The sequence below is a fragment of the Glutamicibacter arilaitensis Re117 genome, from assembly GCF_000197735.1.
Classification (GTDB): Bacteria; Actinomycetota; Actinomycetes; order Actinomycetales; family Micrococcaceae; genus Glutamicibacter; species Glutamicibacter arilaitensis.
The window spans coordinates 3,568,576-3,590,093 of record NC_014550.1; the positions used below are offsets into that span (position 1 = coordinate 3,568,576).

21 protein-coding genes and 1 pseudogene are annotated in these 21,518 nt (G+C 61.6%); 9 read left to right on the plus strand and 13 right to left on the minus strand.

The window, feature by feature from the left end:
- Window positions 1-2: 2 nt before the first annotated feature.
- Window positions 3-1,142, plus strand: coding sequence for a carboxylate-amine ligase (locus AARI_RS17075; RefSeq protein WP_013350492.1), 1,140 nt, complete (start codon window positions 3-5; stop codon window positions 1,140-1,142).
- Between the two features lie 20 nt (window positions 1,143-1,162).
- On the opposite strand, the gene AARI_RS17080 is transcribed toward AARI_RS17075, so the two are convergent.
- Genes AARI_RS17080 through arsB form a run of 3 tightly spaced genes read right to left on the minus strand, consistent with a single transcriptional unit; the run spans window position 1,163 to window position 4,149 of the window.
- Window positions 1,163-2,596, minus strand: a complete 1,434-nt coding sequence (locus tag AARI_RS17080) for an FAD-dependent oxidoreductase (RefSeq protein WP_013350493.1) — start codon at window positions 2,594-2,596, stop codon at window positions 1,163-1,165.
- Window positions 2,597-2,638: 42 nt separating this feature from the next.
- Window positions 2,639-3,052 (minus strand): arsenate reductase ArsC, encoded by a 414-nt coding sequence (locus tag AARI_RS17085; RefSeq protein WP_102599251.1) that lies wholly within the window; start codon window positions 3,050-3,052, stop codon window positions 2,639-2,641.
- Between the two features lie 14 nt (window positions 3,053-3,066).
- Window positions 3,067-4,149: an ACR3 family arsenite efflux transporter gene (arsB, locus tag AARI_RS17090; RefSeq protein WP_013350495.1), complete on the minus strand. Its 1,083-nt coding sequence runs from the start codon at window positions 4,147-4,149 to the stop codon at window positions 3,067-3,069.
- A 111-nt stretch (window positions 4,150-4,260) separates the two neighbouring features.
- Here arsB and AARI_RS17095 point away from each other — a divergent pair, with 111 nt between their 5' ends.
- Window positions 4,261-4,635 (plus strand): ArsR/SmtB family transcription factor, encoded by a 375-nt coding sequence (locus AARI_RS17095; protein WP_013350496.1) that lies wholly within the window; start codon window positions 4,261-4,263, stop codon window positions 4,633-4,635.
- Window positions 4,636-4,798: 163 nt separating this feature from the next.
- Here AARI_RS17095 and AARI_RS18845 read toward each other — a convergent pair whose 3' ends face one another.
- Both AARI_RS18845 and AARI_RS17105 read right to left on the minus strand, forming a co-directional pair.
- Window positions 4,799-5,062: a CDGSH iron-sulfur domain-containing protein gene (locus tag AARI_RS18845; protein WP_013350497.1), complete on the minus strand. Its 264-nt coding sequence runs from the start codon at window positions 5,060-5,062 to the stop codon at window positions 4,799-4,801.
- Complete coding sequence (locus AARI_RS17105; protein ID WP_013350498.1) at window positions 5,059-5,922, minus strand: iron-containing redox enzyme family protein; 864 nt, start codon at window positions 5,920-5,922, stop codon at window positions 5,059-5,061. Before AARI_RS17105 ends, AARI_RS18845 begins: the two co-directional genes overlap by 4 nt.
- A 284-nt stretch (window positions 5,923-6,206) precedes the next feature.
- On the opposite strand from AARI_RS17105, the gene AARI_RS17110 reads away from it, so the two are divergent.
- Complete coding sequence (locus tag AARI_RS17110) at window positions 6,207-6,707, plus strand: hypothetical protein (RefSeq protein WP_013350499.1); 501 nt, start codon at window positions 6,207-6,209, stop codon at window positions 6,705-6,707.
- A gap of 351 nt (window positions 6,708-7,058) precedes the next feature.
- Window positions 7,059-7,274 carry a DUF2188 domain-containing protein gene (locus AARI_RS19440; RefSeq protein WP_013350500.1) on the plus strand — a complete coding sequence of 72 codons (216 nt, stop codon included), beginning with the start codon at window positions 7,059-7,061 and terminating at the stop codon, window positions 7,272-7,274.
- Between the two features lie 122 nt (window positions 7,275-7,396).
- Here AARI_RS19440 and AARI_RS17115 read toward each other — a convergent pair whose 3' ends face one another.
- The 3 genes from AARI_RS17115 to AARI_RS17125 form a co-directional block, all read right to left on the minus strand.
- Window positions 7,397-8,359: a cation diffusion facilitator family transporter gene (locus AARI_RS17115; RefSeq protein ID WP_013350501.1), complete on the minus strand. Its 963-nt coding sequence runs from the start codon at window positions 8,357-8,359 to the stop codon at window positions 7,397-7,399.
- Window positions 8,356-8,787: a transporter substrate-binding domain-containing protein gene (locus tag AARI_RS17120; RefSeq protein ID WP_013350502.1), complete on the minus strand. Its 432-nt coding sequence runs from the start codon at window positions 8,785-8,787 to the stop codon at window positions 8,356-8,358. The genes AARI_RS17115 and AARI_RS17120 overlap by 4 nt, the downstream gene beginning before the upstream one ends.
- Window positions 8,788-8,923: 136 nt before the next feature.
- Window positions 8,924-10,003 (minus strand): IS110-like element ISAar18 family transposase, encoded by a 1,080-nt coding sequence (locus AARI_RS17125; RefSeq protein ID WP_013350503.1) that lies wholly within the window; start codon window positions 10,001-10,003, stop codon window positions 8,924-8,926.
- A 446-nt stretch (window positions 10,004-10,449) separates the two neighbouring features.
- Between AARI_RS17125 and AARI_RS17130 the strand changes: the two genes are divergently transcribed.
- The 3 genes from AARI_RS17130 (at window position 10,450) to AARI_RS17140 (ending at window position 13,501) form a co-directional block, all read left to right on the plus strand.
- Window positions 10,450-11,646 (plus strand): IS110-like element ISAar17 family transposase, encoded by a 1,197-nt coding sequence (locus AARI_RS17130; RefSeq protein WP_013350504.1) that lies wholly within the window; start codon window positions 10,450-10,452, stop codon window positions 11,644-11,646.
- A gap of 342 nt (window positions 11,647-11,988) precedes the next feature.
- A complete protein-coding gene (locus AARI_RS17135) occupies window positions 11,989-12,180 on the plus strand; it encodes a hypothetical protein (RefSeq protein WP_041649138.1) in 192 nt (63 codons plus the stop codon).
- A 100-nt stretch (window positions 12,181-12,280) separates the two neighbouring features.
- Window positions 12,281-13,501, plus strand: coding sequence for an MFS transporter (locus AARI_RS17140; RefSeq protein ID WP_231849409.1), 1,221 nt, complete (start codon window positions 12,281-12,283; stop codon window positions 13,499-13,501).
- Between the two features lie 69 nt (window positions 13,502-13,570).
- Here AARI_RS17140 and AARI_RS17145 read toward each other — a convergent pair whose 3' ends face one another.
- Entirely contained in the window at window positions 13,571-14,614 is a 1,044-nt protein-coding gene (locus tag AARI_RS17145) for a hemolysin family protein (protein ID WP_013350506.1), read from the minus strand.
- Window positions 14,611-15,957, minus strand: a complete 1,347-nt coding sequence (locus tag AARI_RS17150; protein ID WP_013350507.1) for a hemolysin family protein — start codon at window positions 15,955-15,957, stop codon at window positions 14,611-14,613. Before AARI_RS17150 ends, AARI_RS17145 begins: the two co-directional genes overlap by 4 nt.
- 329 nt (window positions 15,958-16,286) lie before the next feature.
- Here AARI_RS17150 and AARI_RS17160 point away from each other — a divergent pair, with 329 nt between their 5' ends.
- Window positions 16,287-17,519, plus strand: coding sequence for a glutaminase (locus AARI_RS17160; RefSeq protein ID WP_013350508.1), 1,233 nt, complete (start codon window positions 16,287-16,289; stop codon window positions 17,517-17,519).
- A gap of 8 nt (window positions 17,520-17,527) precedes the next feature.
- On the opposite strand, the gene AARI_RS17165 is transcribed toward AARI_RS17160, so the two are convergent.
- Entirely contained in the window at window positions 17,528-19,432 is a 1,905-nt protein-coding gene (locus AARI_RS17165; RefSeq protein WP_013350509.1) for a glycerophosphodiester phosphodiesterase, read from the minus strand.
- Window positions 19,433-19,552: 120 nt separating this feature from the next.
- On the minus strand, window positions 19,553-20,023 hold the full coding sequence (locus AARI_RS17170; RefSeq protein WP_013350510.1) for a hypothetical protein: 471 nt from the start codon (window positions 20,021-20,023) through the stop codon (window positions 19,553-19,555).
- A gap of 326 nt (window positions 20,024-20,349) precedes the next feature.
- On the opposite strand from AARI_RS17170, the gene AARI_RS17175 reads away from it, so the two are divergent.
- Complete coding sequence (locus AARI_RS17175) at window positions 20,350-21,267, plus strand: LLM class flavin-dependent oxidoreductase (RefSeq protein ID WP_013350511.1); 918 nt, start codon at window positions 20,350-20,352, stop codon at window positions 21,265-21,267.
- Window positions 21,268-21,333: 66 nt separating this feature from the next.
- Here the strand turns inward: AARI_RS17175 and AARI_RS20180 are convergent.
- Window positions 21,334-21,512: pseudogene (locus AARI_RS20180) on the minus strand (ectoine/hydroxyectoine ABC transporter ATP-binding protein EhuA); the annotation flags it as partial.
- Window positions 21,513-21,518 lie beyond the last annotated feature (6 nt).

Consider the following 21,518-nt stretch of genomic DNA (forward strand, 5'->3'; position numbering starts at 1 on the left):
ACATGCGCAAGTTCGGCGTAGAAGAAGTGCTCCTGCTGGTTGATGCTGCCACGTTACGGCCCTCGCCACTGGGAGAGCAGGCAGTGGTGCTGCATCACGGGATCACCTCCTCGGGGAGCGGCTTGGCAACCGAGTTGAAACAGGAGCAGATCGAATCCGTCTGTCCGCCGCAGACAACGCTGGAAGGCCAGCTGCAGGCCATCCGCAGCGGACGCGCCGCAGCCGATGCCGCTGCGCAGGCTGCCGGCGGACGCGCGGTCGCGCTGGCTACATCTCCAGTGGCTGCTGCCTCGCATTTCACCAGCTCGGCGCGGTTCGCGATGATTGCCGATCGCTTCGGCATGACCGCCAAAGAGCAGCTCACCAATGGCTTCCACGTCCATGTGGAGGTATCTTCCATCTGTGAAGCTGTGGCGGCACTGGACCAGATCCGCGTGTGGCTGCCGACGCTGCTGGCGCTAAGCGCCAATTCGCCTTTCTGGCAAGGGGCGGATACCGGCTTCGCTTCCTACCGTTACCAAGCCTGGTCACGGTGGCCGACTTCCGGGCCCACGGAATTCTTTGGAGCCGACACCGGCTATTTGAACTACGGGCAATCACTGCTCGACACCACGGTTCCGCTGGATCAGGCAATGATCTATTCCGATGCGCGGATCTGCGAGCACCAGTCGACGCTGGAAGTGCGCATTGCCGATGTCTGCCTCGAAGCGGAGCATGCAGCAGTGCTTGCCGCCATCATCCGCGCCCTGGTGGAAACCGCCGCACGCGATCCGCAAATTCAACCGCCTGGAATTCCCGCATCCTTGCTGCGTGTGTGGTCGTGGGAAGCCAGCCGCAGCGGTACGGAAGGGAAGCTGATCCATCCTCGCTCAGGAACCCCAGCGCCGGCAGCTGAAGTAGCTGGAGCGCTGCTTGAGCAGCTCGAGCCGGTCCTTGAGGACTACGGGGACCTGGACCAGGTCCGCTTCGAGGTGGCGCGCATTCTGCGCGATGGTTCCGGAGCCCGGGCCCAGCGCCAGGCTTTTGCATCCCGAGGCCGGATTCCAGACATCGTTGCCATGGCTATCGACAGGACGCACGCCGGAGCAGCGGAGGCGGCAGCCTCGCCATTGTCCGTCGGCCGCGCCCCTGCGCCGGACTAGTGCGATTGCTCGCCGACCGGTTACTTGCCGGCCATTTCCTTGTTGCCGTGCAGCGTCCCGGTGGACAACCCCAGGGTCACCGGCTGGGGGCCGCTGCAGCAGGAATCAGCCACGGCTTCTTCGGTGCCGCAGGAGGAGTCGGAATCGGATTCGCCAGGAGCATCGCAGGAACCGCCCAGGTCCGTGGAGCACACACCAGTTTCCGGCAGGTCCAGCTCCACGCGGTCAGCGGCCTGGCTGTCGCCGGACAAGGCCGCGGCGATGGAGCGGACCTGCTCGTAGCCGGTAGCCATCAGGAAGGTTGGCGCGCGGCCGTAGCTTTTCATGCCAACGATGTAGAAGTTCTTTTCCGGGTGCGCCAGAATCTTCTCGCCGTGCGCGCTAACCGTACCGCAGCTATGGAATTCAGGGTCAATCAAGGGACCCAGCTGGCGTGGTGCCTCCACGCTTTCATCCAGGTCCAGGCGCAGCTCCGAGAGCATGGACAATTCCGGTCGGAAACCGGTAGCGGCGATAATGCGGTCTGCCTGCAGTTCCCGGCCGTCGGCCAAGGTGATGTTAACCAGCTCGCCGCAGTCCATCGAGGCAATCGAGACGTTTTCCAGCAGTTCCACGTTGCCGTTTTCCACCAGCCTGCGCAGGGAGGTGCCTAGTTGCCCGCGGGCTGGAAGCTGGTCGGCAGCCCCTCCGCCGTAGAGGCGGATCGGGTTCGCCGCGCCGCGCAGGCCCCACTGGATTTTGGTTTCCGGGTACTGCTTTTGCAGGCGTCCCAGGGCAATGATGGTGTTCGCCGCTGAATGCCCTGCGCCGAGCACCAGCAGGGACTTGCCCGCAAGCTCGGCTTGGTCAACACCCAATGGATCAGGCAATCCACAGATGATGAAACCTTGATCGAGTGCTTCGGCCTCGCCGATTGCGGGAATGCCTGCACGGCCCACGGGGCTGGGCTGATGCCAGGTGCCGCTGGCATCAACCACTGCGCGCCCGAGGAGGTCCACCAGACCATCAGCGGTTTCGGTGCGCACCAAGAACGGTGCGTCATCGCGGCCTGCGGTACGAGTCTTGTCTGCTCCGCGCCCGTCCTCCAGCACCCGGCTGACCTTCACCACACGGTGGCCGTAGCGGATGCGCGGCGCCAGTTCGGGGTGCGCCGCCAAGGGTTCGAGGTATTCGCTGAGTAGTTCGCCACCGGTGGGCAGCTTGGTGATGCGTGGTGCTTCCCAGTCCCCCGCATAGCCTTCCGTCGCGGTTTCCAGCAGGCGGCGGGCGGCGGCATCGATGTTGAATCGCCATGGGGAGAAGAGCTTGATGTGGGACCACTGCGAAATGGCGGCCCCCGCAGTGTTTCCGGATTCAAGAACCAGCACCTCCTGGCTGCGCTCGCGCAGGTGCGCGGCGGTGGCAAGGCCTACGGGGCCGGCGCCGATAACGATGACCGGAAGGTTCTGGTTCATGGAATTCTCCTTGATGGCTGCGGGTATTGGGCCGGAAACTGCTTATGCGGCGGGAAGCAGTTCTGAGATCAGGTTTTCGATGCGCTCACGGATCTCATCGCGGATCGGGCGGACCCCGTCCACGCCCTGGCCTGCTGGATCCTCCAGCTTCCAGTCTTCATAGCGCTTGCCGGGGAAGAATGGGCAGGCATCGCCGCAGCCCATGGTGATCACGACGTCGGAGTCCTGTACGGCCTCGGTGGTCAATACCTTGGGGATCTCGGTGGACATGTCGATGCCCACCTCGGCCATTGCTTCCACAGCCGCTGGGTTCACCGAATCAGCGGGCGCGGAGCCGGCTGAGCGGACCTCGATGCGGCCTTCGGAGAGGTGGGACAGGAAGGCAGCGGCCATCTGCGAGCGGCCGGCGTTGTGCACGCAGACGAACAGGACCGAAGGCTTGGTGGTGGAAGTCATCAGTTGCATATTCCTTAGGCAGAAGTGGTGGAAGATTCGAAAGCTGGGAAGAATTTGCGTGCCCACAAGGCGACGTAGACCAGCGCTACAAGGATGGGAACCTCGATCAGCGGGCCCACTACTCCGGCCAAAGCCTGGCCGCTGGTGGCGCCGAAGGTGGCGATGGCCACCGCGATGGCCAGTTCGAAGTTGTTGCCGGCGGCGGTGAAGGCCAGCGTGGTGGTGCGCGGGTAGCCGAGCTTGAGCCAATGGCCGATGAGCATGCCCGCGCCGAAGACCACGACGAAGTAAGTCAGCAGCGGGATGGCCATGCGCAGCACATCCAGCGGCTTGGAGATGATGTTATCGCCCTGCAGGGCGAAGAGCAGCACGATGGTGAACAGCAATCCGCGCAAGGCCCACGGGCCGATTTTCGGCAGGAACTTGTTCTCGTACCAGTCCCTGCCCTTGGCCTTTTCACCGAAGGTGCGTGTCAGGTAGCCGGCCACCAGCGGGATGCCCAGGAAGACCAGCACCGACGCGGTGATGGCGCCGATGGAGAACTGCGCGCTGGTGGTTTCCAGTCCCAGCCAGGATGGCAGCAGCTGCAGATAGAACCAGCCCAGGGCACCGAAGGCGATGACCTGGAAGACGGAGTTGATGGCTACCAGCACTGCGGCCGCTTCGCGGTCGCCGCAGGCCAGGTCATTCCAGATGAACACCATCGCGATGCAGCGGGCTAGGCCCACGATGATCAGGCCGGTGCGGTATTCGGGAAGGTCAGCGAGGAAGACCCAGGCCAGTACGAACATGAACGCCGGGGCGAGGACCCAGTTGATCACCAGCGAGGTGATCATCAGCTTCTTATCGGCCAGCACACGGCCGGTTTCGTTGTAGCGGACCTTGGCCAGCACCGGGTACATCATGACCAGCAGGCCAATGGCAATGGGCACCGAAACGCCGGCGATGGTGAACTTGTCCAGCAGCTGGCCGAGTCCCGGGAAGATCCGTCCTAGTCCTAAGCCGATGGCCATGGCCAGCAGGATCCAGAGGGCCAAGTAGCGGTCGACAAACGACAGCTTTTGGGCCACAGGGGCAGTATCGGGCGCGGATGTCACTGAATCATCACTCCAAAGTTGAGGTATCGACGATTGTCGATGTCTCGAGTATGATTTCTTATATCGACGTTTGTCAATCTCTGACGCCTGCCAAGAAAAGAGCCGAGGTCCGTGAGCACAGCCACCGTGAAACCTGCCAGCGGGAATTGCGGCGTGCCAGCAGCCGACGTCTGCTGCGCGCCATCGCCCGGAGAGGCAATCCTGAATGCCGGGGAGGCCGAAGCGCTGGCGCTGCGCTTCAAGGCCCTGGGGGATCCCAACCGCCTGCGCATCCTATCCATTGTCTCCGCCAGCGAGTCGGCAGAGACGTGCGTCTGCGACCTGCCCGAACCACTGGGCCTCAAGCAACCGACGGTCTCGCACCACCTGAAAATCCTGGTGGATGCCGGAATCCTGCACCGCGAAAAGCGCGGGGTGTGGGCGTACTACTCTGTCGTGCCTGGCGCATTGGAATCCTTGGGCGCCAGCCTGGCGACCAGGCCCTAGACTGGCTTGCTGCAACTGCATTCCGGGAGCCTGGGGTCGCGCAACCTGGCATCCATCCAATAGCTCCATTTCCCTGCCCTCGCAATCAGCTCAGCGAGCAGCATCGAAACGATGCAGGTGCCAGCATTGCCGGCTCGACATGGACCGGATGCGCAATAGCCCATTACAGGCAAGACCCCGACGCCCTTGCCGTCGGGCACGAGCCAGTACCCTGCTTCGGACGCTCGAACTTCATGAGCTTATGCGTGCCATCGGAAAAGGGCTTGATGGCAGAGCCCCCGCAGCGGCATAGCGCTACGGGTCCTTGCCGGGCGTCGATGGATTGCCCCTCGGCATCCACGATTTCAAAATCTCCCCTGAGCAGCAATGGGCCCTGCGGGCAGACGGTAATCATGGCTGCTCCCGAAGCGCTGTGTCCGTCGATCATACGACTGCCCCTGCCCCGGCATGCAACGCCGATCTGCCAGCTTCCCACGCGTCCGAGTACTTCGCGCCGGCCAACGCGTCAACGGCGGCCGCGGCTTGGGCGCCGAAGATTATGTCGGGTACCGGATCCGGTTCGTCTTCAGCCAGCCCGCCAGCTAGGTCGCGGCCGGCGATTTGCTCATGGACCGCATCAGCTTCCACATGCTCATCGAAGTAATCGGTCACCGGGGATTCATATCCCAAGCGCCGGAACCCGCGGGCATAAGCCGCCTGGGGTATCGAGGAAGTCATCTCGTACAGGGCCAGGTGGCCGGTGATGGCTCCCCGAAGCCGCCGGTGCATGCCGAAGAGCGAAATCATGTTCACTGCCGCCAGCGTCACCGCCGGAATGCTGTCTATGTACGCGCCGAAGTCATCACGCAGGCCCAGGCCCCTCATCGTCTTCCTGAACAGCTCGCTATGCATTCGCGGCAAATGCCCATTTCCGTACTCATCAGCCTGGATCTCCACCATTGCGGTTTTTGCACAGCCCTCAAGTTTAGGGATCGCCCAGGTATGTGGATCAGCTTCCTTGAGCTGGTAAATCGACTTAAGAATCAAGAATTCGCGTGCTTGAGCGGCATCGACCTGGCGCTGGATGAACTTCGAGACCGACGGTCCAGCATCATCAGCAGCGAGCTCGAACAGGGCTTGGGCCACCTCGGACGACATCGGTTCCACGCTGGGAAGCGGACCTGCCACATCGCGAAGCGCTTGCTCGAAGTCCTCCTCGATCCGGGCTCGAAGCGAAATGAGCCCGGGGTCCCATTCCCAGCGATCATCGACCTCTGCAAATCCCCGATGGTGCAGTTCGTAGAGCACGAAAAGGCTCAGCTGCAGGGGGCAGTGCCCGTTCGCCGGTCAAGCGAGCGTTCGGATAGGTAAGTCCCCGGTGCTCAGTTGGCAGTCCGAAGCAACGCCACTTAAATGAATCGTCTCCGATCCGCAGATTCCGCTTCGCCCTGCGGAACAGGAGGCATCCTCAGAAGAACACTCCACGATGATCACCGAGCGCCAAAAGCGAAACCCGGGGAATCCCACGGCTCAACGCCGCAGGGCTTCGTGGGCGGTCGCCTTTCTGAGAACTGCCATCAACGGAGGATTAAGTGAACACGCCTGAACACCAAATGCGCGCCATGCAACACGTCGAGAGACTTTTGAATTGCCCCGAGGCCAGAACCCATCTCATTGCGTACGGCTGGACGGAGGGCATGCCCGTGGTATTTGTGCAACGCTCTGATCTGGCGGATGAAGTCATGGGCTTCGTATCGGTCCATGGGCGGGCTGTACTTTTGGTTCTTGATGATGGCCAGGCTGATGGCCTGCAGCTATGGCGCATCACAGTACCCAGCCCGCTCTTTCCCAAAGTTTCCCCTTTGCCAGCTGGCACCACCAGCAGCGAACTCTGTTTCAGACAGTGCACGGAGAAACTGCTGCTCTTTCGCGTCGCTTTTTGGTCCCATAGCGCGGCAATCCATGAGATTCCCTGCTTTGTCCGCATCGACTGGCCCAGACAGGCATCCCCCTCGCCCGCGGATATCGGCGAGGCCGACAGAGTAGGCCGAGCCGCAACGGACGAAGTCCCCAGGCCGCCACACGCTGGCTGAAGGATCCGTACGGTAGTTCCAGGCAAATGGGCGCTGTCTGGCGCTTGGGCCATGGCCTGAAAGTACAGCGGCCATTCTGCTTCGGCTGCGCGCTGGCGCGTAATCCGTTCTCCTTGCTGACGGGAGAGATTGGGCTCACTATCAGTGGATTTCCCGGTTTATAACGGCTGTCCCTCGTGATTGTTTTCGTGTTTTCCCGTTTTTCGGCACGATTGAAGGCCACGGAGAGATTCTTCCAAGCGCAAGCGACGATCCTCTTTTCTGGAAATCGCCTGCGAGCAACCGCGTTCTGCCAGGATAGCTGGCATATTAAAGTAGACGACCAGTCATCGGATCCAGCGAGAGGGCTTCATGAGCACGAACCATTTCCATGTACTAGCCAAAGAGGAATCGTGGGTCGTCACATTAGGCGGCATGCATCTGAAAACGTGCGACTCGCAATCCGGGGCCTACCGCGAAGCCGTAGCCAAGGCTGCGGAACTCGGAGCCGGTGAAATCTACGTGCACGATGAAGATGGCGAACTGTCCTGGCACGAATCAGTGCCGCACGATCACCGGAAGAATTAGTCACTGCCGTTCCGGCCAAGCTGGGCTGCTGGCTCCAACACCAGCGCCCTGCCGCGCAGGTTCTCCTCGCCGGATCGCCGTGCTTCCACTGCGCTCCAGGCGAGGGGCCCGGGCCTCGGTTTTCAGCCCTGCTTGAGGAATTCAGGCAGCTCGGGAACTATCGTCACCACCACGTCATAAGCTTTCCAATCGGTTCCTTCAAGCAATTTTCGCGCTTCCTCTGATTGGGCAAGTGTCACGGTTTCGGATTCCGGAACGATGAACGCTTCCGTGTGCTGGACCTGGCCGAGTTCGCGCACCCATAATCCCGCAGTGCGAACCCAATCCAGGGAATGAAGCTGTTCCTCCATGGCCGGGATCAGCGGGTGCGGATCCGTGCCGTCGATGCCCTTGGAACGGCGATCCAGTAAATCCGTCGTCGCGGACTTAGTGCTGTCCCAGCCGTCCTTGAGAATGCCGGCAGCGATCACCAGGGCCGCCGTGGAATCCAGCCACCACAATCCAACGCCGATTCCGGCCACGCCGACGATCGAAGCCGCATTGGTCTGCCAGTCGGCCTTGGCCATTTTGGAGTCAGCGTAGAGCAACTTGTTGTGCAGGGGTTGGGCAGCCTTGATTTTCAGCCGACCCAGCACCACGGCCGGTGCCGCGATCAGCGCCATGACCGCCATCATGATCCATCCTTGCCATACCGTATGGCCAAACAGGTTCATGGTCCCGATGGTCGGGTGCTCGAGTTTAACCAGAGCCGATACTGATTCGTACGCGAGCATCGCTCCGACGACGAGCAACGCTACTCCTGCGACCAGATGCCCGGCTCCCATGGACCGGTGGTAGCCGTAGGGGTGGGAGGGCCGACGAGTCCTCCGGGTGAACTGCAGTGATGCCAAGAAGGCCAGCTGCGGCAAGACTGAAAGCATGTCTTCGATCCACGCTGTGCGCATGGCCTGCGAATTCCCCACTACTAGTGCAACAAGGGTAATAGTGAGCGCCGTGTATCCGATGCTGATCCACTCTAGCTTCGCGGCCCGCGCCATGAGTTCACGTTGTTCGTGAGGCAAATGGGTTCCGGGAGAGTTTTTCATGGCATCTCCTGCGTCTGGTCCAGGAAATATTCAAGCTCGGACAGGAAAGCGTTTTCGCCCGGAGGCACGAGCAATACAATTTTCTTTTCCTTGCCTTGGGCATCGGTGGTGGTCGTGTAGGGAAGAGTTACTCCAGCCTTTTCCGACCACGGTGTCTTGGAGGTGATGCCTCCTGCCACCAAATCCAGCTGGCCTGCTTTCAGTTGCTCGACTAGCTGCTCTTCACCGCCAATGGTCCATTGAATTTCCGCACCTGCATGCTGGGCAAAGTCTTCTATGAGCGCTGGTTCGGCGCCCTGGGGTGCTCCATCCCGGATTTCCACGAAATCCGAAGCAGGAGACACGCCGACCCGAAGTGTCCCTGCACGGACTGTGTCCAGGGTTCCCTCGGGGTCCACCGGCACCGCTTGGACGCAGGCTGTCGCCAAGAAGACGCATCCAAGCGCCGCTGCCCGTTATCTTTTTGATAGTCCCTAAAAAGAGGATCATAGGGACTGTCGGCCGACCAATCTCGGCATGGTGTCTTGCCCCTGTCTAACCAATGATCCGAATCTTCTATATCTGTCAACAAGACGAAAGCGGGGCGTCGGGCAACGAATGAAGTGCGTTTAATATGCGATACAGGCGCCTGGCTAAGTACCTTTTCAAAATTCTCCGGACTTCACGTGACGACTTGCCTTCGGGCTTTCTCCGTTCTGCGTAAGCACGAGTGTCTGGATCGTGAATTGTTCTCACGATAGTAGCCATATGCAAAGCGCTGTTCAGCCGACGATCACCACCACGATTCAACCTATGGCGCTCAACATTGCCAGATGAAGCAGGAATAGGATTAACGCCAGCCAACGCGGCAAATGCTGCCTCGGAACGCACCCGGCCAAGATGCGACCACGCAGCATAAACCACCGCTGCAGTCACCGGACCGACACCGGTAACCTCAAGTAGTGGAGCAGCAGGGCTGGACTCGATCAGCTCCGTGATCTTCTCTTGGTTGTCCTTGAGATCAACGTTGAGCACGAGCACACGTTTCGCCATTCGAGTCGACTCAGCACGAGCAAACACACGATCAATGCCTTCATCACGCTCTCGCCACGAAGAAACCTGGACGATCTGTGTTTCAGTCAGTGGTTTCCGAGCGTCAACACCTAAATCCACGATCCGCAAAAGGGCAGTGAGAGCATTGATCTTTGACGTCCGCTCCAGAGTCATCTGTTCCCTCGCCGCGGTCAGAACCCGCAATGCCGCCCGAATCCCATCGGCCTGCCTCGGAATCCGCAATTCTTGCTCAATCAACGGCAGGGCCGCAGCGGCAATCGCGGCGGCGTCAATTGGATCGGTTTTTCCAGCGCCACGCCGGGCAGGGGCATACCGGCGGGGAGCTTCGACCACACGATAGCCGCTATTGGACACCGCACCGGCTAATAGTGCTCCATAGCTGCCGACGCCTTCGATAACCCAAAGTACTCGAACTTCACTTTGAGTTCTTCGATTGACCCACGCGATTGCACGTTTCCTGCCGGCAAGCGAATTGGGAAAACTCTCCGTCCCTATCTGCTCGCCGTTTGGAGCGATCACGGCGTAGGTGTGGGTTCGCGCGTGGGTATCGACGCCGATAATAAACGCGTAAGTGTTCGCGATCGTGGTCATCGTGAGTTCCTCTCGATTAGGCAGCCCTACCCGCTGCCTCCCGGTGGGCCGATGAGCCGGCGGTGTTCACTCGCGAGGCATTCCTGTGATGAGCCACAACGCTTTACGTTGGGCAATCTTCTTATCAAGCCATCGAAACGGACAAGATCGGCGCTGGTCACATCGTCGCAACCGGACAATTCGGATCCAAGGCCACCAGATCGCCGAGGGGGTGTTGAGTCACAGTCGAGACGAGGTAACCAGAACCTACCCTGCCAGCCAGTCACAGACCAGCCACCTCAATACTCACAGGGGGGTGTTGCCACCGAGATTGGGATGGCAGCGTGGTGATTGCTGATTAGGGGCGCGGCGCCAGAAAATGGACGCCTGTCATAACGTGGATGTAAGACTTCGCTACCGACGGTTGGTCGACCTTGAACAGAAACTAGTTCAAAGGAGCACTAGCCATGATCACCACGGACATCGATATTTTCCTCGGACTCGACGTAGGGAAAACCGACCACTGGGCCTGCGCCGTCACTAAGGACGGCACCAAAATATGGAACAAGACCCTGCCTAACGACGAAGCCAAACTCGTCTCGGTCTACCAGAATCTCAGTGCCAAAGGCACCGTCCTGGTCGTCGTGGACCAGCCAGCCACCATCGGAGCCCTCGCTGTTGCGGTCGCCCAGAACCTCGGTATTCCGGTGGCCTACCTGCCCGGACTTTCGATGCGGCGGATCGCAGATATGTATCCCGGCACGGCGAAAACCGACGAAAAAGACGCGTTCATCATCGCGGACGCGGCCCGCACCATGCCGCACACGCTGCGCAGCATCCAGGTCTCTGATGAGGATGAAGCCACCTTGGGCATGCTCACCGGATTTGATCTGGATCTAGCCAGGCAGATCACCCAAACCAGCAACAGGATCCGCGGACTGTTCACCCAAATCCACCCACCACTAGAACGAATCCTCGGCCCATGGCTGGAACACGACGCGGTACTTGAAGTCCTCGCAGCCTGGCCCACCCCAGCCGCGCTGAGGCATGCCGGCAAAGCCCGGATCGATGCGAAGCTGAAGAAATACGGAGCTCGCCGGCACACCGCGTGGGCTTCAACCGTCATCGACGCCTTGGATGAACAGAGCGTCATCGTGGTCGGCACCGACGCCGCAGGCTTGGTCATCCCTCACCTAGCACGACAAATGATTTCCTTGCACGCACAGCGAGCTGATGTTGCTGCACATCTTGAAACCATGGTGGAGGCCCACCCTCTTTACCCGGTCCTGACATCCATGCCAGGGGTCGCTGTCAGGACCGCCGCGATCATCATTGCCGAGATCTCCGGCAAGACCTTCACCAGCGCCGCAGCGTTGTCTTCCTACGCTGGTTTGGCACCGACCACGCGCCAGTCAGGGACTTCGATCAAGTCCGAGCGAGTCAGCCATTCAGGCAATAAACGATTGAAACGTGCGCTCTTCCTTTCGGCGTTCGCGTCCATCCGTTTCGATCCAGCCAGCCGCGAATATTACGACCGGAAACGAGCTCAAGGTAAACGCCATAACCAAGCACTCATCGCGTTGGCGCACCGTCGACTGACGGTCCTGTTTGCGATGATCCGGGATGGCTCACTTTATGATGTTCCGGAGCTGAAAATAGCTTGACACAGAACATAGGGGCACCCCCCTCACCTTCCGAGCGTGGAACGAACTTTGCCAGAACATCATTTCTCCTGAGCTTGATCGGGCCGGGTGGACTCCAAACTACTCCGAGGGCTCGAGTTGCAATGGAACGCCAGAGAAATATCGGCGAATTCCCAGCTCGCTACTTAAACCTGCCGAAAGACTGAACCGCGCCGATCTGAAATTTCGCGAAGCCATGGGCAAGCTCGGCGACGGGCACGAGCAGAGAACGGTCATCACCTTGGCCGGGTATCTCCGGCACTAAGAATTTGTGGTCTGTCCATACCGGCACCTGCTTGGACTGCAACAACCTTAGTTCGCCAGATGCAGTCCCTGGCCGCCGGGTTGCCACTGGGCAAGGATTTGCTTCTGCTAATTAGCATCGACTGGCAGAACATCCCAGTGGGCCTGGTGTCCAGCACCGCCAGCTTCCTGTGCTCGGTCATGATCGTGCAATTCGCCCTGGACTACTGGCTCTATACGTGCTTGCCACACGCGGACATTCCCATTCAATGACACGAATGCCAGATCGCCGCCCGGCCCGTGCCACAATCCGAAGTGGAGAACTGCGCCCGGAACCCGTTGGCGCGTCCAATGCGAGGAGGCATCGGCAGCAGTGCAAGCCAATATGGAGCAGGCCCAGCAACGGACCAACGCGGCCTGGATCATCATCGTGGCCTCCGGGGTCGTGGCAGGCCTGCACATCTGGAAGCTCGCCCCGGCGCTGACCGTCATCCAGGACGAGCTGCGCTTCTCGCTGATCTTCTCCGGCGTACTGCTAGGCGTGGTCCAGATTGCCGGCATGGCCGGCGGGCTGGCCGTTTCCCTGCTCTCGGAAGTCATCTCCCAGCGACGCACCCTGATCCTCGGCCTGCTGCTGCTGGTGCTCGGCAGCGCGCTGGGCGCCTTCGCCCCCAGTGCTCCGTTGCTGCTGGCCACCCGCATCCTGGAAGGCGCGGGTGTCATCATGGCCACCGTCATGGGGCCGGGACTGGTGCGCCTGCATGCCCCGATCAGGAACCTGAATATGGCCGTGGGGTGGTGGGCCGCCTACATGGGCATGGCCACCTTCATCGGCGTCTTCTCCACCGCGCTGGTGCTCCAGCACCTCTCCTGGCACCTGTGGTGGGGCATCCTCGCGTTCATCACCCTGCTGCCCATTCCGCTGATCTTCAAGTTCGTGGGCGCGGATGAACCCGCCGGATCGGCGGCTCTGCGCGAGGCCGCCCAGCGCATCGCCATCACCGCCCGGGCATCGCGTGTGTGGATCAGCGGACTGATTTTCGGGTGCTACACGGTGCAATGGATGGCAGTAGTGGGGTTCCTGCCCACCATCTACGAGGAATTCGGATTGGATCCGGTGGCCGGTGGTTTGGCCTCGGCCGTGGTGGGCGGGCTGAACGCGGTGGGCGCGATCATCTGCGGAGGGCTGCTCCAGCGTGGCGCCAATGGGCGCACGCTGCTGCTAGCCGGTTTCGCGCTGATGTCCCTGGCATCGTTCTGCACCTTCGCCTTCGACTACCCGCCTGGGTTGCTGTGGATCCAGATGATCTGCGTTGGCTTCTTCTCGCTGGCCGGAGCGGCCATCCCGACCACCATGACCCGCGTGGTGGTCGACCTGGCTCCGCCCGGCGGTTCGGCCCCTGCCTCGATGGGGCTGACCCAGCAGATCTTCAACATCGGCAACTTCACCGGCCCGATGCTGCTGGCATCCATGGCGACACTCACCGGCGGCTGGAATGCCACCTGGTTGCTGACCACAGGCTTCGCGCTGCTCGGGGCAATGCTGACCTTGCTGCTTTCGCGCAAGAACTCGCCCTTCGCCACGGCGGATTAGTCCCCGGTGCCAGAAAGGGCCGAAGCCAGGACGGAATCCCGTCCTGGCTTCGGCCCGTGCACTGCGCGGCTAGCTGACGCTGCGGTGCTCGTCCCTGATCTGGCCGACCAGCTCTGCGAGCATGTCTTCCAAGGTCACCATGCCGGTGACCTTGCCCGTTTCGCCATCACGCACCAGGGCCAAATGGGCTCCGGAGAGCTGCATTTCCTGCAGCGCGGTGCGCACGCTTTGCTGATGCCCAAAGGACGGCAGCTCGCGGATGCCGCTGCGCTGCAGCGGCTGCGTCCGGGCTTGCGCGTCGGCGCCGAGCACGTCCTTGACGTGGACATAGCCCACCGGGGTGCCGGCGGCGTCCACCAGCGGGAAGCGCGAGAAGCCATGCGCGGCCGCCGCCTCGATCTGCTCTATCGTGGCATCCACCGGCAAGGTCTGCACCTTATCGAAGCTGATCGCTACGGACTCGATGCTCCGGGCATCGAAGTGCAAGGCGCCCAGCAGCAGCTGCTCGTCATGCGCATCGAGCAGGCCCCCCTCCCGGGATTCGGCCACCATGGAAGAGACCTCGTCGCGGGTGAAGGTGCTGGCCACTTCGTTCTTCGGAACGACGCCGAAGATCCGCAGCACCAAGTTGCCCATGGCATTCATCAGCCACAGCACCGGGCGCAGCACCTTGACCAGGACGACCATGCTCGGGCCCAGGATCAGCGCCATGCGCTCGGGTCCGGCCAAGGCCATGTTCTTGGGCACCATCTCGGCAAGCACCACGTGCAGGTAGGTCACCGCGATCAGCGCAATCGCGTAGGACAGCGCGTCGATCATGCCTGCCGGAACGCCGACGGCTTCGAAGGGCCCGGCCACCGCGTACTTCACCAGCGGCTTGGTGACATAGCCCAGCGCCAGCGAGCAGACGGTGATGCCCAGCTGGGCACCGGCCATGACAAGCGAAACGTTCTCGATGGCCCACAGCGTCATCTTGGCGCTGCGGTTGCCTTCCATGGCCTTGGGCTCGATGATGCTCCGGCGCGCGGAGATCAGCGCGAATTCGGCGCCGACAAAGTAGAAGTTCGCTGCCAGCAGCGCGACCGTCACCAGAATTCCCATAAGGTCGCTCATCGTGCGTCCTCCCCTTCTGCCTGCTCGGACACCGTCACGTCGACACTGGCGATCCGCTGCCCATCGGTGGCGTGGATGGTGAATTCAAGTTCCTTATGTGGTCCACCGGGCTCGCCCGGGACCACGAGGCGCACGACATCGCCCACCTCGCCGAACTTGCCCAGCTGCACGGTCAGCAGTCCTGCCAAGGTCTCGTAGTCCGAGTCCTCGGGGATCTGGCAGCCCAGCAGCTCATTGGCCTCATCCGGGCGCAGTGCCGCATCCAGCCGCCAGGAGTTCCCGGAGAGCACCTGGATGGTGGAATCCTCCGGGTCGTGCTCGTCGCGCACTTCGCCGACGATTTCCTCCACGAGGTCTTCCAGCGTGAGCATGCCGGCGACGTCGCCGGTTTCGTCGATCAGTACCGCCAGTTGCAGCCCGCCGTTGCGCATCTGGTCCATCAGCTCATCGAGCTCGATGGTATCCGGGACCAGGAAGGCATCTTCTGCGCTGTCTCCGGCCGCGGACTGTTGCCGCTGCGCGTAGGGGATAGCGAGCAAGGCGCGGATGTGAACCATGCCCAGCACGCGGTGCCCGCCTTCGTCCACCAGCGGGAAGCGGGAATGCCCGGTACGTGCGGCAAGCTCCAGCACTTCGTGCACCGTTTCCTGGGCGGTCACGGTGATCATCCGCGACCGGACGGTCATCACATCATGGGCCCGGCGGTTGCCGAAGGCCACGGTCCGGCGCAGCATTTCGGCAGTTTCCGAGGGAAGCAGTCCTTCGCGGGCCGAGTGCCCCACCAAGGCCACCAGCTCCTCGGCCGAACGGGTCGAGGCCAGCTCTTCTTGCGGCTCGATGCCGAAGCGGCGGACAATCCAGTTGGCGTTACCGTTGAAGAATGCGAGGAAAGGCTTGGTCACGACGCTGAAGCCGCGCTGGAACCCCACTACGGCCTTGGCCGTGGCAAATGGCTTGGCAATGGCCAAGTTCTTCGGAATCAGTTCGCCGAAGACCATCGTCAGGATGGTGGCCAGCACCAGCGCGATGCCTATGGACACCGAACGGGCCAGCGTCTGGTTGAGTCCGAAATCCTGCAGCGGTCCAACCACCAGGGCGGCGATGGCAGGCTCGGCCAAGAAGCCGATTCCGAGATTGGTCAGGGTAATGCCCAGCTGAGCCCCGGAGAGCTGGGTGGAAAGGGTGCTCATGCCCTTGAGCACACCGGCAGCGCGGCGGTCGCCCTTTTCGGCGGCTTGCTTGACCTGGCTGCGGTTCACCGTGATGAGTGAGAATTCTGCGGCTACGAAGAGGCCACACCCCAAGATCAGGATGATGGCTATGCCCAGCGAGATCCACTCCATTGTTCACACCCCCTGTCCTGCGGCGCCTGTCCGGCAATCCTGCCGGGCAGAGGGTTGGATAAGTGAGATCTACAATCGCCTGAAGCGTCCATCATTCCCTTCCGACCGAAGTATCTTCCTCCGGTCTGACATGCTTCCAACTATTCTCCAGCACCATTTCGGCGATTATGCCCGGGGAGGGCAATTGTTTGCCATATCCTCGGAATCCGCACAGCATCCTCACAACTACCGGCCCGGACTGCCATGCAATTGCGCGCGGCACGCTAGGTTGGAAAGCAGCAGCCAGCACGAAATGAGCACCCTCCGATTCGAAAATAAGGAATGGCACCATGCAGAACCCGATACCCGATTATCTGCACGAAGTTCTCGACGCCCTGCGCGATGACACCTCCGGCGAGCGCGCCAGCTACATCCCGGAGCTGGCCGATGCTGATCCGGACAAGTTCGCGCTGGCAGTCACCACCGCCATGGGCAGCACCTACACCGCTGGCGATGCGCAGGACGAGTTCACCATCCAATCCATCTCCAAGCCCTTCGCCTATGCGGCGGTGATCATGGATCGCGGGCTGAGCCACGTGCTGGAGCACATCGGGGTGGAGCCCTCCGGCGAGGCCTTCAACGAACTGTCCTTGGAAGATGGCACCAACCGCCCGAAGAACCCGATGATCAATGCCGGGGCCATCGCCGTGCACGGCCTGCTGGTGGGCGAAGAAGCCACCGGGGCGCAGCGCGTGGACCGGGTGCTGGAATTATTCTCCCGGCTGGCCGGACGCCAGCTGTCCATCGATGAAGAGGTATTCGCTTCCGAGCTGGGCACGGCGGACCACAACCTGTCCATGGCCCATATGCTGCGCAAGCACAAGATCATTGCCGATGACCCGCATGAGGTGGTCTCCGGCTACACCCGGCAGTGCTCCATCCTGGTCACCGTTGCGGACCTGTCAGCCATGGCCGCGACCCTGGCCAATGGCGGGGTGCAGCCGTGCACCGGGGAACGGATCATGGATTCAGCCATCGCACAGCAGGTGATGTCCGTGATGGCGGTGGCCGGCATGTATGACGGCGCCGGGGATTGGCTAACTAGGGTCGGGATTCCCGCCAAGTCCGGTGTGGCCGGCGGCCTGGTGGGCGTATTACCCGACCAGGTGGGCATCGGTGCTTTCTCCCCACGCCTTGATTCCCACGGCAACAGCCAGCGATCCCGGCTCGCCTTCGAGCGGCTTTCCACGGATATGGGCATGCATTTGTTCGCGCCCAGCCCCGGCCGGCTCGATGTTATCGATGTCCGCCGAAGCGGGGTGAGGGAAACGTTCCACCTGCAAGGCAACGTGCAGTTCACCGCGGCCGCCGAGCTGCTGGACTTGATGGCTGAATCGGATTACGGCGAAGAAGTGCACATCGACATTTCCCGGGCCTTCTCCTTCACCGACGTGGCCCGCAGAATGACCTTGGAAGGGTTGCGCCGCTTGCGCGATGAAGGTCGCCGGGTGTTCCTCCATGACCCGCTGCAGTCCCTGGCGGATCCTGATCTGGGCGACGGGACGTACCCGGAAACCCCGTAGGCCCGGGATTACCGGAAGATATCCAGGTAGGCCAGCGAGTAGCCCACCTGGTATTCGGAGGCGGGGTTGGTGGCCACCATCGCTCGGTTATCCACCGCCAGCTTCACATTGTCGGTGACAATGCCGTCCACCGGAATGCTCAGCAACTGGCGGATGGTCGCTTGGTCATTGACGGTCCACACGTAGACTTCCTTGTCCCGTGCATGGGCTTCGGCAAGTAGTTCTTCGCTGAAGGAAGCCTGTTCCACGGTGTAGAAGTCCCCGTTGGTCTTCGGCAGTCCGCCGAAGCTCATGGCCACGGTCAAACCAACGCGCAGCTTAGGCCGCTGCTTCTTGATCTCTTGGACGGCATGCCCGTTCAGCGAATGGTAGATGTTCTTTTCGGTGGTGCCGGTGGCATCGACTTCAGCCAGGAAGCGCTTGAGGTAGCCTGCCTTCTCGTGACCGGTGACCTTCAGCTCCACCAGAACCTGGATACCCAGCTCATCGGCGCGCTTCAGGTACTGTCCCATGGTGGGGATTTTGTCGGTGAATCCGCCTTCACGGACCGTGACTTCCTGGACCTCAACCAAAGTCATCTCATAGATGTTCTGGTTCCTTCCCGCAACCATCAGCAGGTTGGTGTCGTGGCTGGCTACGAAGTGCCCGTCCTTGGTTTCTTGGAAATCGGCTTCGACAACATCGGCTTGGTTCGCCGCGGCAGCTTCCAGCCCGCCCAGGGTGTTTTCCACTCCGCCACCGGAATAACCGCGGTGACCGATGACCAGCGTATTCTCTGCACCTTCGGTGGTGTCACCCATGGCCGGCATGGCGGAGAAACTCACCGAGATCACCAAGCCGAAGGCCACCGATGCCAGCGAAGCCCGGGTGCCCCTCTGCTGTGCCGTGCGGTGTGCCAGCGAGCGCTCTTCGAGGATGACTGGCAGGCCCAGGCGTTCGCGGCACAGTGCCACCAGAACTTGGATCATCACGACGGTCGCCGCACCGATAATCAAGAAGCCCAACGAGTGCCCCAGTCCAATGCTGATGCTGGCCAGCATCGCCGAGGTCTGGGCCGTGACCAGGGAGTCGGCAAGGTCGGTGCCCCAGACCAGCAGCTCGACCATCACCGAGGCGCCCAGCACCGCGGCACCCAGCGGGATGCCCAGCAACAGCAGGTGGCGGAAGAAGTTCTTATGGGTCGCCCTCAGGCTCTCGCCCACTGCCGCCAGCGGGCGTTTGCGCCCCACTACCAAGAGTGGCAAGGTGAGGATCAGGCGCAGATTGGCATAGATAATCGCGGCGATCATCACCGCATAGATTCCCGTGCTCAATGGCGCCTTGAGGTACTCGCGGGTGATGAACGGCGGGATTCCCACGCCTTGGATCAGCACCGAAGACAATCCGAGCCCGCCCATGGGGAGAGCCAGGAAGAAGTACACCAGCATCACCGGCGAAGGATAGGAGAGCAACCGGCCCAAGCACTTGGCTACGTCCTGGCACATGGCCCAAACGCTCGGCGGCTGGCCGGATTGCTGCCGGTTTACCATCACCACGATGGTGGTGAATTGGAGGCTGACCGCGATCAAGGCAATCATCGCAATAGCGATCAAGAGCGCCACCGACACCGGGTGGGCCAGGATTGCCGGGTAGGTCCGGTCGGTGATGTTGCTTAGCGAGCTGGCTTCCAAGGCCTTGCCGAAAAGGTACTTAATGACTGGCAGGACCACGAAACCGTTGATCGACTGCATCAGGACAATGATTCCGAGATAGCGGAAGATCCGCGCATGGCTCAGTTTCATGATGCGTGCCAAGAAGGGCACAGCTTCGAGGAATTTCGGCCAGCCCTGCCGCAGGGTTGGGGGTAAGGCAGGGGAATTCTTCTGGCGTTGCCCGCCGGTTTTCATTCCGTTGTCCACTGAGCCAAATCCCATTTCCGCCACTCTAGTCTGCTAGAACGGCTAGCTACTATTCTAACTCCGCCCCTTGTGTTTTCCTGTATGCAGCGTCGGCGCACTCTGCTTGCCCCTACCCTTGGTTGAGGCCAGTTGTTCCTAGCGTTCGAAGGCCGGTGTGATCGCTGTGCACTCCACCGGTTCGCCTGGTGCACCGGTTTGAGTGGCGATGGCTTTTCGCCCATCGAGCAGGATGCGGCAGGTCGCGGTGCTGCCCTCGCCCGGGGTGGCCGTCACCGCGGCTTCAGCCTGGGCGGTAATGATGCTGTCCACCGACCAGCTGGATCGCGATGAGTCTTTGCCCTCGACCACCAGCATCGCGTTTTCCACTTCCACCGGGCTGCCTGGATCTCCGCGCTTCTCTGATTCCAGATATGACACTGCATCCAAAGTGCCGCCCCCGCCGGAAACTTCGATTTCATAGGTTACCGCCCAGGCATCGGAGATGGCCTTGTCATAGGAATCCACGGCACCGCATCCTGCAAGGCCGCAGGCCAGAACCATGAGCGAGCTGGCCACTGCCAGCCGCGAGGAGAGACGCGATGGGGATAGGTCCGTGGTGCGATGCATGCTGATCCTTTGCAGAAATTCCGGTGTGCGGGTGTTCGGTTTTCCAGCCTAGGCCGGATGCGCGGAGCATGCATGGCAATCAAGAATGATCTCAGGTTCCTTGGCATCAGCCTCAGGTAGGAGAACCGAGCGGCCTGCAATTGCTCCGAAAGACGCCGTGGATGAGCAGGCCGAGGACATGCATGACGCCGGAAGTTACATGGCGTCCCGGATAGCCATCTGCCCGTAGTGACGGAGTAAACTCACCCACGGATCGCCCACCGTCGAAAGGACCTGACCATGCCGTTGCGGCAGACCCTTGACAGCCATGCAACAGGAAACTTCGCATGAGACTCTCCATACTCGACCAGGTCCCGCTCACCGAGCATGCACCCACCGTCCCCGAAGCACTTTCCAGCGGCCTGCAGCTAGCCCAAGAAGCCGAACACCTGGGCTATCACCGCATCTGGTTTGCCGAGCACCACCACTCGAAATCCTTTGCCAGTGCCGCCCCGGAAATGATGACTGCGCTGGCGCTGGAACGCACCAAGAGAATCCGCATCGGCACCGGTGCGATCCTCTTGCCCTACTATCAGGCGCAGAAAGTCGCAGAGTCCATGGGCTTGCTGGTAGCCGTGCACCCGGACCGGGTGGATATCGGGGTAGGGCGCGCGGCACTGTCCGATCCGCACTATGCGCAGAAGATTGCCGCCCTGGTCCATGATCTCGACGCCGTCCACGAGCCCTCGGATACCGAACCGGCAGGCCGCCTCTGGGTTCTGGGTGCCGGCGGTTCCACCGCCCCGTTGCCCGGGACGCTTGGTGCCGGCTACGTGCATGGCCACTTCCTGCGTCCAACCGGCGGCGAGCCGGCCACCCGCGCCTACCGTGAAGCGGTGGCCAATGCCGGGCACCGCGCGCACACCGTGCTGGCCGTTCGCTTCGCCACCGCGGACACCGAGGACAAGGCGCAGGCCCTGGCCGATGCGCTGTTGCTGTGGCGGGTACGCAAGGACTTGGGCAATGACGGCCCGGTCCCCTCAGTTGCCACCGCGGCCAGCTACCGCTGGAGCGACCAGGAACGCGCCCGCGCGGCCGAACGCCGCCAGGCGCTGATCGTGGGAACCCCGGATTCAGTCCGCGACCAGCTGCTGGCCCTGGCCGAAGCCCACGGGGCAGATGAGCTGATGCTCAATACCCTTGTCTGCGATCCGGCAGACCGGCTGGAATCCTACCGGCTACTGGCCCAAAGCTTCAGCAAATAGCACAAATGGCCACTGCCCTCCCGAACGCTTGAAGCGTTGGGAAGGCAGGGGCGATTTCCGGTTTTCCTACAGTACGCTGGTCAAGAATTGCCGGGTGCGCTCATGCTGCGGGTTGGCGATGATTTCCCTTGGATCCCCGATTCCACCACGACACCGCCGTCCATGAAGGTCAAGGTATCCCCCATCTCCCGGGCGAAGGCGATCTCGTGGGTCACCACGATCATGGTCATCCCCGAGGCCGCCAATACTGC

What these genes read in the sequence shown, in the direction of transcription:
- AARI_RS17075 (WP_013350492.1), top strand. Translation starts at nt 3, where the DNA reads ATGCGCAAGTTCGGCGTAGAAGAAGTGCTCCTGCTGGTTGATGCTGCC.
- AARI_RS17080 (WP_013350493.1), bottom strand. Translation starts at nt 2,596, where the DNA reads ATGAACCAGAACCTTCCGGTCATCGTTATCGGCGCCGGCCCCGTAGGC.
- AARI_RS17085 (WP_102599251.1), bottom strand. Translation starts at nt 3,052, where the DNA reads ATGACTTCCACCACCAAGCCTTCGGTCCTGTTCGTCTGCGTGCACAAC.
- AARI_RS18845 (WP_013350497.1), bottom strand. Translation starts at nt 5,062, where the DNA reads ATGATCGACGGACACAGCGCTTCGGGAGCAGCCATGATTACCGTCTGC.
- AARI_RS19440 (WP_013350500.1), top strand. Translation starts at nt 7,059, where the DNA reads ATGAGCACGAACCATTTCCATGTACTAGCCAAAGAGGAATCGTGGGTC.
- AARI_RS17115 (WP_013350501.1), bottom strand. Translation starts at nt 8,359, where the DNA reads ATGAAAAACTCTCCCGGAACCCATTTGCCTCACGAACAACGTGAACTC.
- AARI_RS17125 (WP_013350503.1), bottom strand. Translation starts at nt 10,003, where the DNA reads ATGACCACGATCGCGAACACTTACGCGTTTATTATCGGCGTCGATACC.
- AARI_RS17130 (WP_013350504.1), top strand. Translation starts at nt 10,450, where the DNA reads ATGATCACCACGGACATCGATATTTTCCTCGGACTCGACGTAGGGAAA.
- AARI_RS17135 (WP_041649138.1), top strand. Translation starts at nt 11,989, where the DNA reads ATGCAGTCCCTGGCCGCCGGGTTGCCACTGGGCAAGGATTTGCTTCTG.
- AARI_RS17145 (WP_013350506.1), bottom strand. Translation starts at nt 14,614, where the DNA reads ATGAGCGACCTTATGGGAATTCTGGTGACGGTCGCGCTGCTGGCAGCG.
- AARI_RS17150 (WP_013350507.1), bottom strand. Translation starts at nt 15,957, where the DNA reads ATGGAGTGGATCTCGCTGGGCATAGCCATCATCCTGATCTTGGGGTGT.
- AARI_RS17160 (WP_013350508.1), top strand. Translation starts at nt 16,287, where the DNA reads ATGCAGAACCCGATACCCGATTATCTGCACGAAGTTCTCGACGCCCTG.
- AARI_RS17165 (WP_013350509.1), bottom strand. Translation starts at nt 19,432, where the DNA reads ATGGGATTTGGCTCAGTGGACAACGGAATGAAAACCGGCGGGCAACGC.
- AARI_RS17170 (WP_013350510.1), bottom strand. Translation starts at nt 20,023, where the DNA reads ATGCATCGCACCACGGACCTATCCCCATCGCGTCTCTCCTCGCGGCTG.
- AARI_RS17175 (WP_013350511.1), top strand. Translation starts at nt 20,350, where the DNA reads ATGAGACTCTCCATACTCGACCAGGTCCCGCTCACCGAGCATGCACCC.